16 protein-coding genes and 2 pseudogenes are annotated in these 14,364 nt (G+C 72.2%); 8 read left to right on the forward strand and 10 right to left on the reverse strand.

The annotated features are described in order from the left end of the window. The first annotated feature begins 31 nt into the window (after positions 1-31). Positions 32-412 (forward strand): anti-sigma factor antagonist, encoded by a 381-nt coding sequence (locus ACX25U_RS01655; protein WP_454388383.1) that lies wholly within the window; start codon positions 32-34, stop codon positions 410-412. A gap of 68 nt (positions 413-480) precedes the next feature. Then, entirely contained in the window at positions 481-1,143 is a 663-nt protein-coding gene (locus ACX25U_RS01660) for a DUF4230 domain-containing protein (RefSeq protein ID WP_454388385.1), read from the forward strand. Positions 1,144-1,200: 57 nt separating this feature from the next. Here ACX25U_RS01660 and ACX25U_RS01665 read toward each other — a convergent pair whose 3' ends face one another. Genes ACX25U_RS01665 through ACX25U_RS01690 form a run of 6 tightly spaced genes read right to left on the reverse strand, consistent with a single transcriptional unit; the run spans position 1,201 to position 4,916 of the window. Further along, positions 1,201-2,925, reverse strand: a complete 1,725-nt coding sequence (locus tag ACX25U_RS01665) for a complex I subunit 5 family protein (RefSeq protein WP_454388387.1) — start codon at positions 2,923-2,925, stop codon at positions 1,201-1,203. Next, positions 2,925-3,272: a sodium:proton antiporter gene (locus ACX25U_RS01670; protein ID WP_454394762.1), complete on the reverse strand. Its 348-nt coding sequence runs from the start codon at positions 3,270-3,272 to the stop codon at positions 2,925-2,927. The genes ACX25U_RS01665 and ACX25U_RS01670 overlap by 1 nt, the downstream gene beginning before the upstream one ends. A 19-nt stretch (positions 3,273-3,291) precedes the next feature. Further along, the gene (locus tag ACX25U_RS01675) at positions 3,292-4,032 is read right to left on the reverse strand and encodes an MnhB domain-containing protein (RefSeq protein ID WP_454388389.1); all 741 of its coding nucleotides are present in this window, start codon (positions 4,030-4,032) and stop codon (positions 3,292-3,294) included. Beyond that, positions 4,029-4,292: a Na(+)/H(+) antiporter subunit B gene (locus tag ACX25U_RS01680; protein ID WP_454388390.1), complete on the reverse strand. Its 264-nt coding sequence runs from the start codon at positions 4,290-4,292 to the stop codon at positions 4,029-4,031. The genes ACX25U_RS01675 and ACX25U_RS01680 overlap by 4 nt, the downstream gene beginning before the upstream one ends. After that, positions 4,285-4,737: a monovalent cation/H+ antiporter complex subunit F gene (locus ACX25U_RS01685; RefSeq protein WP_454388392.1), complete on the reverse strand. Its 453-nt coding sequence runs from the start codon at positions 4,735-4,737 to the stop codon at positions 4,285-4,287. Before ACX25U_RS01685 ends, ACX25U_RS01680 begins: the two co-directional genes overlap by 8 nt. After that, on the reverse strand, positions 4,734-4,916 hold the full coding sequence (locus ACX25U_RS01690) for a hypothetical protein (RefSeq protein WP_454388393.1): 183 nt from the start codon (positions 4,914-4,916) through the stop codon (positions 4,734-4,736). Before ACX25U_RS01690 ends, ACX25U_RS01685 begins: the two co-directional genes overlap by 4 nt. Positions 4,917-5,155: 239 nt before the next feature. Here ACX25U_RS01690 and ACX25U_RS01695 point away from each other — a divergent pair, with 239 nt between their 5' ends. Next, entirely contained in the window at positions 5,156-5,731 is a 576-nt protein-coding gene (locus tag ACX25U_RS01695; RefSeq protein WP_454394764.1) for a VanZ family protein, read from the forward strand. A 13-nt stretch (positions 5,732-5,744) separates the two neighbouring features. Here ACX25U_RS01695 and ACX25U_RS01700 read toward each other — a convergent pair whose 3' ends face one another. Further along, complete coding sequence (locus tag ACX25U_RS01700; RefSeq protein WP_454388395.1) at positions 5,745-6,989, reverse strand: RNA-guided endonuclease InsQ/TnpB family protein; 1,245 nt, start codon at positions 6,987-6,989, stop codon at positions 5,745-5,747. 27 nt (positions 6,990-7,016) lie between these two features. Here ACX25U_RS01700 and tnpA point away from each other — a divergent pair, with 27 nt between their 5' ends. Both tnpA and ACX25U_RS01710 read left to right on the forward strand, forming a co-directional pair. Beyond that, positions 7,017-7,478, forward strand: coding sequence for an IS200/IS605 family transposase (gene tnpA, locus ACX25U_RS01705; RefSeq protein ID WP_454386451.1), 462 nt, complete (start codon positions 7,017-7,019; stop codon positions 7,476-7,478). Positions 7,479-7,638: 160 nt separating this feature from the next. Then, positions 7,639-8,874: a lectin gene (locus tag ACX25U_RS01710; protein WP_454388396.1), complete on the forward strand. Its 1,236-nt coding sequence runs from the start codon at positions 7,639-7,641 to the stop codon at positions 8,872-8,874. An 11-nt stretch (positions 8,875-8,885) separates the two neighbouring features. Here the strand turns inward: ACX25U_RS01710 and ACX25U_RS01715 are convergent, their stop codons facing one another. The 3 genes and pseudogenes from ACX25U_RS01715 to ACX25U_RS01725 all read right to left on the reverse strand — a co-directional run bounded on the left by ACX25U_RS01715 (position 8,886) and on the right by ACX25U_RS01725 (position 11,036). Next, complete coding sequence (locus ACX25U_RS01715) at positions 8,886-9,119, reverse strand: hypothetical protein (protein WP_454388398.1); 234 nt, start codon at positions 9,117-9,119, stop codon at positions 8,886-8,888. 42 nt (positions 9,120-9,161) lie between these two features. Further along, positions 9,162-10,216 (reverse strand): annotated as a pseudogene (locus tag ACX25U_RS01720) (DNA topoisomerase IB). Positions 10,217-10,226: 10 nt separating this feature from the next. Beyond that, positions 10,227-11,036, reverse strand: coding sequence for an SDR family oxidoreductase (locus ACX25U_RS01725; protein WP_454388400.1), 810 nt, complete (start codon positions 11,034-11,036; stop codon positions 10,227-10,229). A 153-nt stretch (positions 11,037-11,189) separates the two neighbouring features. Between ACX25U_RS01725 and ACX25U_RS01730 the strand changes: the two are divergent. The 3 genes and pseudogenes from ACX25U_RS01730 to ACX25U_RS01740 all read left to right on the forward strand — a co-directional run bounded on the left by ACX25U_RS01730 (position 11,190) and on the right by ACX25U_RS01740 (position 14,235). Continuing rightward, positions 11,190-12,226 (forward strand): annotated as a pseudogene (locus ACX25U_RS01730) (PHP domain-containing protein). Positions 12,227-12,284: 58 nt separating this feature from the next. After that, entirely contained in the window at positions 12,285-12,941 is a 657-nt protein-coding gene (locus tag ACX25U_RS01735) for an HAD family hydrolase (protein WP_454388401.1), read from the forward strand. Between the two features lie 88 nt (positions 12,942-13,029). Continuing rightward, on the forward strand, positions 13,030-14,235 hold the full coding sequence (locus ACX25U_RS01740; protein ID WP_454388403.1) for an FUSC family protein: 1,206 nt from the start codon (positions 13,030-13,032) through the stop codon (positions 14,233-14,235). Positions 14,236-14,364: the final 129 nt, after the last annotated feature.

Consider the following 14,364-nt stretch of genomic DNA (forward strand, 5'->3'; position numbering starts at 1 on the left):
CGTGCAGAGGCCGGCTGGAGGAGAAGTCGTCGTGGCGAACGAACCCGCGCCGCTGACCCGGCACCTGCGCGTCCGCCGGGACCGCGGGCACACCGTGCTGGAGTTCCACGGCGAGATCGACATCGCCGCGGCGGCGCAGATCGCCCCGTATCTGGACCGGGTCACGGCCCGGTCCGGGGCCCGGGTCGTGATCGACCTGAGCGGAGTCGACTTCTTCGACTGCTCCGGGCTGCGGCTGCTGTACCGGGCCCGCGGCCGGGTCCTCGGCCAGGGCGGGGAGCTGCGCCTGGTGTGCACGCACCCGCTGACCCTGCGCATCCTCAGGGTGACCGGTCTGGCCCGGCTGCTGCCCCCGCAGCCGACCCTGGACGCGGCCCTGGAGCGGCCCGAGGCCACGTCCGGCTCGGCGTGATCAGCCAACGGAGCTGTCTGGCACGGGCTTTGGCGGGCATGCGCAGAGGGAGGAAGGAGGACCGTCGCATGACGACTTCCATCGAGCGACCGCCCCGGCGCATACCCGGCTGGGCGAAGGCGGTGGGCGCCCTCGTGGTGGTGCTCGCCGTGCTGTTCGCCGGTATCAGGCTGGCCGTGCTGCCCGGGATCAAGGACCTGTTCGGCACCGAGTCGCACGACCGCTCCGGCCCCGCGCTGCTGAAGTCCATCCAGGATCTCAGCCGTTACGACGCCGCCTCCGGCAACTTCCAGGTCGTGGTGGACCTGGAGAAGGACGCCAAGTACCTGCCCGACGCGATCCGCGGCACCCGCACCCTGTACGTCGGTGCCGGTACCGTGGACGCCTACGTGGACCTCGGCGGGGTCGGCGACAAGGACGTGAGGGTCGACGACGACCGTACGTCGGCCACGTTGCGGCTGCCGCACGCCCGGCTCGGCACACCGGCCCTGGACCCGGACCACTCCTACGCCGTCTCCAAGCAGCGCGGTCTGCTCGACCGCCTCGGCGACCTGTTCTCCGACAACCCCAACAGCGAGCGCGCCGTGCAGCAGCTCGCGGTCAAGCACATCGCCGAGGCGGCCAGGGGCAGCGGGCTGACCGCGCGGGCGGAGGCCAACACCACCGGCATGCTCGAAGGGCTGCTGAAGTCCCTCGGCTTCCAGGAGGTGCACATCACCTACGGGTCCTGATCAGCCGAGGACGCCGGGCAGCGCCAGCGCCCCGAGCAGGGCCGCCCCCACCAGCAGTCAGGCCACGTAGTCGCCGACGTGGCCCGACTGCAGGCGCCGCAGCGGCAGCGCCCACCCGGGGGCGCCCAGCAGCTGCGGCCGGGCGACGGCCACGGCGGCGAGTCCCACCGCCAGCAGGGTGGACAGCAGGTCCAGCAGGACTCCCGTCGCGGTCCACTCCACGGAGGAGAACACGCCCCAGGTCCCGGCCTCGTCGACCGCGTGTCCCACCAGGTCGGCGAAGCCGGGCACCGCGCCGACGGCGAGCGCCGCGAGAAGCAGCACCGCCGGGACCGTACGCATGGTGTGGGGGACCTTGTCCAGCCGCTGCCGGGTCTCGGGCTCCTCGCCGGAACCGGAGGTCTTGTCCTCGTCGCGCTCCCCGCCCCTGCGCTCCTCGGGCGGCGGGCCGAGCCCGAGGAAGACGCGGGCGGCGACCCGCAGCACCGCTGCTCCGGTGAGCGCCGAGACCGCGACGTACAGCACGGTGAGCGGGCCGCCGACGGCCTCCTCGGCGACCGCCTTGCCCAGGCCGGTCCCGAAGGGCGGCAGTCCGGCCAGGGCCAGCCCGCCGACCGCGAACATGGCACCGACCAGTCGCAGTTGCCGGCCCCGGCCGTGCAGAGAGAACTCGTCGACGCTGCCGTAGCGGTCGAGCAGGATCCCGGCGCAGGCGAACAGGGCGGCCTTCACTCCGGCGTGGCCGAGGAGGTACAGCGCGGTCCCGTCGTCGGCCTCCGCCTTCAGTACGCCGATGCCGACCAGGAACAGCCCGGTGTGGCCGATGGTCGAGAAGGCGAGCAGGCGCTTGATGTGCCGCTGGTACCAGCACATGACCGCGCCGACGGCACCGGTCAGCACGCCCAGCGTCACCAGGGCCCGGGTGAAGTCGGCCGCCGGGATGCCGCCCGGCCCGGAGAAGACGGTCCCGTACACCCGCCAGACGCCGTAGACACCGAGTTCCACCATGACGCCGGACAGCAGCATGCACACGGGCGTGGGCGCCACGGCGTGCGCGTCCGGCAGCCAGAACTGGAAGGGCACGGCGGCGGCCTTGACCAGCAGTCCGGTCAGGAACAGCACGAAGCCGGCGAGGGCGAGCGCGTCGGGCCCGTGGTGCCCGGTGGCCTGGTCGAGACCGTGTCCGATCCTCGCCATGGCGAGTTCGCCGGTGCGGGCGTAGAGCAGAGCGATGCCCATGAGCATGAAGTAGGCGCCCAGGGAGTTGACGAGGGCGAAGCTCAGGCCGCCCTGCACGGCCTTGGCCTCGTCGATGCGGTAGCCGGTCAGCGCGTAGGCGGCGACGCCCATCAGCTCGAAGAACACGAACGCGTTGAACAGGTCGCCCGCGATCGCGAAGCCGCACATGCCGCCCTGGAAGAGCAGCATCAGCGCGGGGTAGGAGCCGGCGTGCCCGCGGGGCGGCTCGTCGAAGTAGTACCAGGAGTAGGCCTGCGCGGCCAGCGTGAGCAGCGAGACGAGCGCGGCCATGCCGAGCGAGGCGCCGTCCCCGATCACGACGATGCCGACGCTCCCGCCGTTCCTCGGGAACCAGTCGCCGACCCATTCCACCAGCGGCGGCGAGGAGTTCAGCAGCAGGACGATCGCCAGGGCGGCGGTCGTGGCGGAGACGAGGGAGCCGAAGGCCTCGGCGACCAGGCGGGGCACACGGCGGCCGCCCGTGACGAGCAGGCCGGCACCCAGCAGCGGAACGGCGGGCAGCAGCGGCAGCAGATGGTGCATCAGCCGCGCAGCTCCCTCAGCTCGTCGGGGTCGACCGTGCCGTGCCGCTTGGAGATCTGCACGGTCAGCGCGAGCAGCAGCGCGGTCACCGTCGCGCCGACGACGATGTCGGTGAGGGTGAGCGCCTGCACGACCGGGTCGACCACGGGCCGCGAGCCGGGCCTGATGTCGGAGAAGACGGGCGCGGTGCCGCCGTCGCGGTAGCCGACGGCCAGTAGCAGCACGTACGTCGCGGACTGGCACACCGCCAGGCAGCCCACGGCGTGGATCAGGTTCCGGCTGGTGGCCAGGCCGTAGCAGCCGACCAGGAGCACATAGGTGGCGACCATGTACGGAAGGACGTGCATCACGGCACTCACGGCGCTCTCACTCCCCGCTCTCCTCTGCGATCTCGACGGCCTGGTCCAGGAAGCGGGCGAGCAGCACGACGACCGCGCAGGCGACCTCCATGCCGATGGCCGCGTTCACCAGCGGGACGGTGCCGCCGGAGGACAGCGTGTTGAAGGTGCCGTACGGCAGCAGCGTGTTGGCGAGGAAGGCGGTGCCGGCCAGGACGCCGGCGAGGCCGAGGACGAGGTAGGCGGAGGCGGAGGCGGCGTCGCCCATCTCGTACGCCTCGACCGGGCGGACGCGTTCCAGGGCGGCGTAGTCGGCCCCGAGGTACAGCAGGTGCAGGGCGGTCGCGGCGACCACGCCGCCCTGGAAGCCGCCGCCGGGGCTGAGTTGCCCGTGGGCGATCACGTAGAGGCCGGTGACCAGGGCGACGGGCAGCACGACCAGCGCGTAGCGGCGCACGGGCGCCGCGACCTCGGAGGGTTGCGGCCGGCCGCGGTGTTCGTCGCGGGCCTGGCGCAGCAGGACGACGCAGCCGAGGACGGCCGCGAAGAGGATCGTCATCTCGCCCATCGTGTCGAAGGCGCGCTGGTCGAAGTTGACGGAGGCGACGGTGTTGGCGGTGTGCCGGGACAGGGACGCGCGCACGGCACGGTCGCCGTAGGGGTGGCGGGCGCCGCCGAAGGCCGGAAGGCGCAGGCAGGCGGCGACGAGCAGCGCGGCGAGCCCCGCGCCGCCGAGGGCGACCAGCCACAGCCTCGTGCGTGGGTTCACTTCTCGCCGTCCTTGCCTCCGGCGGAGGGCCGACGGACCTTGCGCACCGAGAGCATGATCAGCAGCGGAGTCAGGACCGAGCCGACGGCGAGCTGCGACAGCCCGACGTCGGGTGCCTGCAGGACGGTGAACAGCACGGCGAGAGCGGTGCCGAGGACGGCCAGGACGAGGGCCTGGCGCGCGGGGTCGCGGTTGGTGACGGCCGCGGTCGCGGCGGCGGCCACGAACAGCAGGGCCACGACGACGACCACGTCAGCCACGGTCCACCCCCGCGAAGCCGTGGTACAGCGCCCGGGAGGCAATGAGGTTCCCGCCGACCAGCAGCGCGCCCACGAACAGGAGTTTCACCAGGGACCGGCCGGGTCCGGTGACCGCGCACAGCACCAGGACGACGACCGCGCCGACGCCGGCCGCCGCCCAGGTCGGCCCCCAGGCCCGCGGCGGGTCGTCGGCGAGTTCGCCGGCGAGCAGCCGGGCGAAGACCAGGGTGCCGACCGGGCCCAGCAGGGCCATGAGCAGGGCGAGATCGACGTAGGCGGTGCGGTCGTAGCCCTGGGAGAGCAGCAGCAGGCCGGGGCAGACCATGGCGGTGGACAGGTTCTGGGCGACGACCCGGCGCTTCAGCGGTCCGGTGGCCACGCCCCACAGGGTGGTGCCGAGGCCCACGGCCAGGACGACCGTCGCCGCGAGGATCCAGCCGTTCACCACCGGACCACCGCCCGCCGTCCGGCGCGCGCGACCAGCGCGCCCACGCCCGCGGCGCAGGCGCCGACCACCCATTCCAGGGTGTAGACGGTGCTGATGAGCATCAGCCACAGCACGACGAGCGCGGCCCACCAGGCCAGGATCTCGCCCGCGGCGAGGAGCGTCGTACGCGCGTTCACACGCCACCTCCGCAGGCTCTGTCCTCCGCTGTGCGAGGGACCTCGGGTACACCGCTTCCCGGCATCCAAGCACCGCCCGGGCCGTGGGGCGGGTGGTGGCGCGCGGGCTGAAGCCCGGATGCCCCGTCGGCAGCAACGGAAACCGGCGGTGGCCGGGGCCGCGGCCGGGGCGGGGCATCGTCGGGTCGTTCGCGGGTATCCGGCGTACCACATAGGGAAGTTGGCGAGTGGAGGACCGTATGGCCCGCGTGGGGCTCCGTCCGCGTACCGTGTTCCGTCAGCGCGAGGCCAAGGCCCGGCGGGGCTTACGTCCCTCCGGGGTCCGCCGGGTGCCGCGCCCGGCCCCCGGCGGACGCCGGCCGCTGCCCTGGCCGCTGCGGCTGCTGGCGATGCTGTGCGCGTTCGTCTTCATGGTGGCGTTCGCGGTCGTGCTGGCGAAGCTGACGCTCGAGCCGTCGCCGGCGTCGGCGTCCATCGCGCACACCAATCTGCGTCCCGGGCGCTCGCTGCGGGCCTATCTGGAGGGCCCCGACCTGCGTGACGCGGTCAGGCAGATCGGCGGGAACCTGTTGCTGGGAGTGCCGTTCGGCGTGCTGGTGCCGGTGGTGGCGCCGGGGGCGCGGGGGGTGCTGCGGGTCGTTCTGCTGACGGCGACGGTGATGCTGCTGGTGGAGTTCGCGCAGGGGGCTCTGATCACGGGGCGGGCCTTCGACATCGACGACGTCATCCTCAACACCTCGGGCGCGCTGGTCGGTTACCTGCTTCTGGGCCGACGGATGGGCCGGGCGGTGCACGCGCGCAAGCCGCGTGATTGACGTGCTCCCTGGCCTAAAGTCCAGGGATTCCGGCCCGGGTCGTCTGACCCTTCCGGGGGCTTCCTGCTTCAACGCGCTGTGCGGGCACGTGTGCCCGTCTTACCGGCACTCCACAGGCGTTTAGCGTCTCCACCCGTCCGGCGGCGACGATTCGGCGTCCTTCGAACAGGACGTTGCGGGCTGCGTTGTGGTCGCGGTCGTGCACGGTGCCACACTCGCCACACGTCCACTCCCTGACGTGCAGAGGCTTGGGACCGTCCCTGAAGCCGCAGGCCGAACAGACCTGAGAGGACGGGAAGGTCCGGCCCACCTTGGCGAAGGTGCGGCCGTGCTTGACCGCCTTGTACTGAAGCATGCCGACGAACGCGGACCATCCCGCGTCGTGCACGGACTTGGCGAGCCGGGTGCGGCCGAGGCCGGACACCGCGAGGTCTTCCACGTACACCGCTTGGTTATCGCGGATGATCTGTGTGGAAGCCTTGTGGTGCCAGTCCCGGCGCCGGTTGGCCACCTTGGCGTGCTGGCGTGCGACCTTGATGCGGGCCCTGGCCCGGTTCTTCGATCCCTTGGTTTTGCGGGACAGGTCCCGCTGGAGGCGCTTGAGTTTCTTCTCGGCCCGGCGCAGGAAGCGGGGGCTGTCGATCTTGTGGCCGTCGGACAGGACGGCGAAGGCGGACAGGCCGAGGTCGATACCGGCTTCCGTCTCCGCCTCGGGGAGGATGTCCGGCTCGGTGTCCACGACGAAGCTGAGGAAGTACCGGCCGGCGCTGTCTTTGGTGACGGTCAGGGACGTGGGCGCGGCCGGCAGCCGGCGGGACCACTTGACCTTGAGGTTGCCGACCTTGGCCACATACACCGTGCCGTCGTCCTGGAGGGAGAAGGCGTTGGTGTTGAGGCGGATCGACTGCCGGGTGTCCTTCTTCGATTTGTAGCGGGGAGGGCCGACCTTGCGGCCCTGTCGCTTGCCCTTGATCGAGTCGAAGAAGTTCTTGTAGGCGGTGTCCAGGTCCCGCAGGGACTGCTGCAGGACGACCGCTGACACATCGGCGAGCCAGGCCCGTTCCTCGGTGCGCCTGGCCTGGGTGATGCGCAGCCGGGACAACTCCGCCGACTTCACGTACGGCAGTCCCGCCGCGTGCGCTTCCTTGCGGTCGCGCAGGCAGTCGTTCCACACCACGCGGGCGCATCCGAACGCCTGGGCCAGCGCACGGCGCTGGGAGGCGTCCGGGTAGGTCCGGTAGTTGTAGCGGAGCTGCACACCCAAGACTTTACTACGATTGGTCTCATGGATGGACAGAACGACTACAGGCGTGGCAGACACGTTGTTTCGGCGATGCATGTGCACTTGGTCTTCGTGACGAAGTACCGGCGCGGGGTGTTCAACGACGAGATGCTGACACGCTGCGAAGAGATCATGCGGAAGGTGTGCGAGGACTTCGAGGCGGAACTGAAGGAGTTCAACGGCGAACGCGATCACGTCCACCTCCTGGTGCACTACCCGCCCAAGGTCGCCGTCTCGAAGCTGGTCAACAGTCTCAAGGGTGTCTCCGCTCGCCGGATACGGCAGGAGTTCACCGGCCAGATCAATCGCGCCATCATGCACGGGCACCTGTGGTCGCCCTCGTATTTCTCCGCATCGTGCGGCGGAGCACCATTGGCGATCGTCCGCCAGTACATCGAGCAGCAAAAACGCCCGCTCCAAGGTGCACGTCAGAGCAGTCTTGAGATGCATTCATCCCCGGCGTGAACGCCGGGGCTTTCTGCAAGAGTCCCGGTAAGCCCACAGGAATGGTCCGTACCAAGATGTTGACGGCCCCTTACCTCACCCCTTGAATCAAGCGCGACACAATCACCCCCCACAACGGTCGGCGTGCCCGCGCACGGGCCGCCGCACGGAAGGGAGAGCCGTGGCCCCTCCACGCCTGCTCCGCGGATGTCTGCTCGCCGCCCTGTCCGCCGTTCTGGCCGGCTCCGCCGCGATCGGCCCCGCACACGCGGACTCCCCCGAGGTCTCCGCCGCCGTCACGTTCTCCGACACCTTCGACGGGCCCGCCGGCGCGGCCGTCGACTCCTCCAAGTGGCAGGCGGAGACCGGCGACAACGTCAACAACCACGAGCGGCAGTACTACACGCCGGGCACCCGCAACGCCGCCCTGGACGGCCAGGGCCACCTGGTCATCACCGCCCGCCGTGAGAACCCGGCCAACTACCAGTGCTGGTACGGCACCTGTCAGTACACCTCGGCCCGGCTGAACACCTCCGGGAAGTTCGCCGCGCAGTACGGGCACGTGGAGGCCCGGATGAAGATCCCGCGCGGGCAGGGCATGTGGCCCGCGTTCTGGATGCTCGGCACCGACATCGGGCAGGTCGGCTGGCCGGACTCCGGCGAGATCGACGTGATGGAGAACGTCGGCCACGAGCCCGCCACGATCCACGGCACCCTCCACGGCCCCGGCTACTCCGGCTCGGGCGGCATCGGCGCGGCGTACTCCCTGCCGGGCGGCCAGGCCTTCGCGGACGCCTTCCACACCTACGCCGTCGACTGGGCGCCCGACTCGATCACCTGGTCGGTGGACGGCACCGTCTACCAGCGCCGCACGCCCGCCGACCTGGGCGGGCGGAACTGGGTGTTCAACAAGCCGTTCTTCCTGATCCTGAACCTGGCCGTGGGCGGCGACTGGCCGGGCGACCCGAACGGCTCCACGCCCTTCCCGGCCCAGCTCGTGGTCGACTCGGTCTCGGTGACCACGGGCGGCACGCCCACCGGCGGCGCGATCCGGGGGCCGGCCGGCAAGTGCGTGGACGTGGCCGGGGCCAACTCCGCCAACGGCACCCCGGTGCAGCTCTACGACTGCAACGGCACCCCGGCCCAGCAGTGGACGCTCGCCCCGGACGGCACCCTGCGCGCGCTCGGCAAGTGCCTGGACGTCACGGACAACGGCACCGCGGACGGCTCCACCGTCCAGCTGTGGGACTGCACCGGCGGCCCGAACCAGAAGTGGGTCGTCTCCTCGGCGCACGACATCGTCAACCCGCAGGCGGACAAGTGCCTGGACGTCACCGGCAACAACCCGGCCAACGGCACCCGGCTGCAGATCTGGACCTGCACGGGCGGCGCCAACCAGAAGTGGACGGTCGGCTGAGCGAGCGGACCCTAGTGGACGGTCCAGGTGAACTTGTCGCCGCCGACCCAGCGGACCACGTCCGGGTCGTCCAGGTCGTGGACGCTGATGCCGAAGGCGGCGGCGGCTTCGAGCACGTCGATGACGGTCTTCGCCTCGCCGACCACCTCACCGTCGATCTCCACGACACGGAAGGGTGGATTGCCCGGCTGCACGCTGAGCACGAAGATGCGCGGCCGGGAGATGTGGAGGCCAACTTCAGTCATACCATCCAGCGTAGAACGCCGACCGCTGCGACGGACCCGGCATCACCGCTGAAGCAGCTCGAGCACCGCGGCCTCCACGGCCCCCTGCGTCGCCGGACGCCCGAAACTCCCGTGCTCGCCCAACCGGGTGAGCACGGGGGCGATCGTCTCGCCCTGCTCGAACAGTTCGAAGACCTTCGGGTCGATGCAGGAGTTGCGGCACACCGCGGGAGTGTTGCCGAGACAGTGGCTGACCTCGCGGACCGTACGGGCGATCTGCCGGCGCCGGGCCGCGGGCGTCCTCCGTGCCTCCCGGGTGGTCACGGCGACCCCCACGGCGGCCAGCACCGTGGCGTGCCAGGTGCGGAAGTCCTTGGCGGATGGGGGTCCCCCTGCTCGAGCGAAGCCGAGAGCTTGGGGGAGTCCGTTCCGGACAGCCGGCGCAGCGCCTCGTTCAGGTCGGCGCCGTGCAGGTCGTGCCAGGCGTTGCCCTCCCAGTACACCAGCAGCCGCTCCCCGCCGCGCCGCCGCAGCAGCAGGGCGCGGACCACGGCGTGCGCCTGCTCGTCCACCAGCGCCCGTACGATCTCGGTGCCGCCCTTGGCGGGACAGCCGAAGGTGATCTCGCCACGGCCACAGGTGACGTGCTCGCGCAGCATCGTCGTCAGGCCGTAGGTCTCGCTCTGCTTGGTGTGCCGGTCGCTGCCGATCCGGAAGAAGCCGAGGTCGAGCAGGCGCACGGCGCAGGCGGTCACCCGGGCTCGGCTCAGGCCCCGCCCGGCGAGGTCGGCCGCGGTCCTGGCGCGCAGCTGCGGCAGGGCCCGGGCCACTTCGCGCACGTGTTCGTGCTTGGCCTGCTCCTGCTGGGCACGGAACTCCTCGTGGTACAGGTACTGGCGGCGTCCGGCGTCGTCGGTGCCGACGGCCTGCAGATGGCCGCCTGGCCAGGGGCAGATCCACACCTCGCGCCAGGCCGGCGGGATGGCCGGGGCGCGGATGCGGGCGAGGTGCCCGGCGTCCCTGAGCGGCTGCCCGTCGGTGTCCTCGTAGCGGAAGCCCCGCCCGCAGCGGATGCGGCCGAAGCCGGGCCGGTCGCAGGAGCTGGTACGCAGTCGCACGGCGGCCCGCTCAGGGACGCCGCCAGTCGTCGCCGCCCAGGTGCGATCCGGCCATCGGGCCCATCCGCAGCATGCCGCCGTCCACACTCCAGGACGCCCCGGTGACGTAGGAGGCGTCGGGGCCCGCGAGGAAGGCGATCACGGCGGCGACCTCGCGGGCGTCGCCGGGCCGGCCGAGCGGCACTCCGGGGCGGTGCTCGGTGTGCACGTCGGTGTCCACCTGGCCGGTCATGGGCGTGGCGATCTCGCCGGGCGCGACCGCGTTGACGGTGATGCCGTACTCGGCGAGTTCCAGGGCCATGACCTGGGTGAGCAGGCCGAGGCCGCCCTTGGCCGCGCAGTACGGTCCGGCTCCGACGCGCGGCTGGTGCTCGTGCACGGAGGTCACGTTGACGATCCGGCCGCCGCCGCCCTGCCGGATCATCCGGCGCGCCGCCTTCTGACCGCACAGGAACGGCCCGACCAGATCCACGTCCAGCACGCGCCGCATGTCGTCCAGGGTGAGGTCCAGGAACGGCGTGGCCGTGCCGGTACCGGCGTTGTTGACCAGTACGTCGAGCCGGCCGAGCTCGTCGCACAGCCGGTCGACCGCTTCCGTGTCGGCGGGCAGCCGGGTGAGGTCCATCCGGGCGACGGCCGCCCGGCGGCCCTTGCCGCGGACCTCCTCGGCGGTCTCCTGCGCGCCCTTCTCGTCGCTGTGCCAGGTGATGCCGATGTCCATCCCCGCCTCGGCCAGACGTACGGCGGTGGCACGGCCGATACCGGAGTCGGCACCGGTGATCACGGCCACCTCGGGGGCGGGTGCGGCGGGGGCGGACATGACGGGCCTCCTGCGGAACGGACGGGTTCGGACGACGCATCGCAGTACCCGGCGGCGAACCGGGCAAACCGGCGGGTGAGCCGGACGGGGTCCGTGATTCCCGCGTGATGCGGTCCCGGTGGCACCGGGGAACCCTGAGGGATGGAGGTGGCGATGGACCCCGTCGAGGCACTGGACCGGATCGCCTTCCTGCTGGAGCGGTCCCAGGCGCCGACCTACCGTGTGCGCGCCTTCCGTACCGCCGCCCGGGTGCTGTCCGGGCTGCCCGCGCAGGAGGTGGCCGAACGCGCCTCGGCCGGGACGCTGGAGTCGCTCGAGGGCGCCGGTCCCAAGACCGCCCAGGTGGTGCGGGAGGCGCCGGCCGGGCAGGTGCCCGGCTATCTGGGGAAGCTGGAGGGCGAGGCCCAGGAGCCGCTCGCCCGGGGCGGGGAGCGGCTGCGTGCGCTGCTGCGCGGGGACTGCCATCTGCACTCCGACTGGTCCGACGGGGGCAGCCCGATCGACGAGATGGGCCGGGCCGCGGCCCGCCTCGGGCACGAGTGGGCGGTGCTCACCGACCACTCGCCGCGGCTGACGGTGGCCCGCGGGCTGTCCGCGGACCGGCTGCGCGAGCAGCTTCGGGTGGTGGCGGAACTGAACGAGACCTGGGCGCCGTTCCGGCTGCTGACCGGCGTCGAGTGCGACATCCTCGACGACGGCTCGCTCGACCAGGAGCCGGAGCTGCTCGAGCGGCTGGACGTCGTGGTGGTGTCGGCGCACTCCAAGCTGCGGATGGACGCCCGCTCGATGACCCGCCGCATGGTGGCCGCCGTACGCGACCCGCACTCCGACGTCCTCGGGCACTGCACCGGCCGGCTGCTGACCGGGCGGGGACGGCCGGAGTCGGAGTTCGACGCGGACGCCGTGTTCGCCGCGTGCGCCGAGACCGGCACCGCCGTGGAGATCAACAGCCGCCCGGAGCGGCTGGACCCGCCGCGCCGGCTGCTGCGCCGGGCCGTCGACGCCGGCGTGCTGTTCTCCGTCGACACCGACGCGCACGCGCCCGGCCAGCTGGACTGGCAGATCCACGGGTGCGCCCGGGCGGAGGAGTGCGGGGTGCCCCGGAGCGCGTGGTGACCGCGTGGACCAGGCAGGAGCTGCTGGCCTGGACCCGTGAGCGCCGGACGCCCTCCGGAGTGGCGGGCGCCTGACGTGGTACCCGTGCGGTTCGCAGGACCGCACGCGGAAGGACTCTGAAAGGACCCCCGGATGGACCGTGCCGCCGTGTTCGACGTCGACGGAACGCTCGTCGACACCAACCACCTCCACGTCACCACCTGGTGGGAGGCCTTCCGGCAGGCGGGCCACCGGGTGCCCATGCACGCCATCCACCGCTCGGTGGGGCTCGGCTCCGCCGATCTGATCGCCCACCTGCTCGGCGAGGAGCGCGACAAGGAGCAGGACGGCCGGCTCAGCGCCGCCCACACCGCGCTGTACGCCCAGTACTTCGACCGGCTGCCGCCCCTCGAGGACGCCGGGCGTCTGCTGCGGCGTCTGCACGAGGACGACTGGACGGTGGTCCTGGCCACCTCGGCGAGCGGCCCGGAACTGAGCGCGCTGCGCCGCGCCATCGACGCGGACGACGCCATCGCCGCCACGGCCAGTTCCGACGACGTGGAGGAGGGCAAGCCCGCGCCCGAACCGGTCGAGCACGCCCTGGAACTGGTCGGAGTGCCCGCCGAGCGGGCGGTGTTCGTGGGCGACACCGTCTGGGACATGCGGGCCGGCAGCAGGGCCGGGGTGCACTGTGTGGCCGTCCTGTGCGGCGGCATCCCGCGCGCCGACCTGGAGCAGGCCGGGGCGAAGGCGGTCTACGACGATCCCGCGCACCTGCTGGCGTCCCTGGCGGACAGCCCGCTGGCCTGAGCACCGGACGGCCCGCCGGCCTGGACGGGGACGGGCGATTCCGGCATGTGCCGCGTGGGGCGGCGTGATCTCTGGATACCCACCCTGCATGGCACATGGGATCCAGGATCAGGGAGAGGACGTACGCACCCTCGCACGCTCGCTCGCCGCCCGGCAGGCCGGGGTGGTGCGCGAGGAGGCACGTTCGGTCGGCCGGGCGGTCCGGGCGGCCTGCCGGGGGCCGGGCCGGGAGCGGGACCTGGTGGTGCAGTCGCTGAAGGCAGCGGCGGCGGCGCTGCTCGCCTGGCTCGTGGCGGGCGAATGGCTGGGCGATCCCATGGCCCTGATGGCGCCGTGGGTGGCGGTGGTCCTGGTGCAGGCGACGGTCTACAGCTCGCTCATGCAGGCGGTGCAGCAGTTCACCGCGATCTGCGCGGGAGCGCTGCTCGCCTCTGCCGCACAGGCGATCACCGACGACATCACGGCGGCGCTCGCGCTGTGCGTACCCGTCCTGATGCTGCTGGCGAACTGGCCCCGTTTCGGCGACCAGGGGGTGTACGGCGCCACCACGGCCCTGTTCACCCTCGCCACGGGCAGCGTCGGCGGCGCCGCGGTCGGCCACCGCCTGGGGCAGGCGGCGCTCGGCGCGGCGATCGGGGTCGCCGTGAACGCGCTGATCCTGCCGCCGGTCCATCTGCGGGACGTACGGGAGAACCTCGCCGCGCTCGCCCGGGAGACGGCGGACGTGCTGCACGAGATCGCCGCCGGCCTGGACCGGGACGACTGGGACCCGGGGGCGGCGGCCGACTGGTCCCGCGGCTCGGACCGGCTGGAGCGGCGCCTGGGAAGCCTGCAGGCGGCCCGGGGCTGGAGCCGGGAGAGCCTGCGCATGCCCAAAGGCGCGCTGCGGACCCTGCGGCGGGTGCCCCCGGGCGTGCCGTCCGAGAACGAGGACGAGCGCTGGAGCCGGATCACCGGTCACATCAGGGCGCTCACCCGGACGCTCGCGGTCGCCACCGACGAGGACCGCATGCCGGGGCCGCCGGACAGCCGGATCCTGCGGACCTACGCCCGGTTGCTGGACCTGATCGCGGACCGGTGCCGGGCGGAGGCCGACCGTCTGCACCACACGGAGGCCGTACAGCCCCCGGACCGCGAAGCAGTGGTCAGGATGGAGGAACTGCACGACCGTATGCAGGAGGCGCTGCGCGAGCAGGCGGGGCGGGAGGCGATCCGGACGACGGTTCTCGGCTCCCTGCTGCTGCAGGCGGAGAACGTGTGGGCGGAGGTCGCGCCCAGCGCCGTACGCCAGTGACGCGGATCACCCCAGAACGGGATCTACGGCGGAACACCGGACGGTGGTTCCCCGTTGAACCAGACGTGGTTGCGGATGGGACAGTGTCCCCGGGCCTCACCTATCGCCCACAGGGACGATCGTTCGGCT

This window comes from Streptomyces sp. JNUCC 63 (assembly GCF_054366325.1).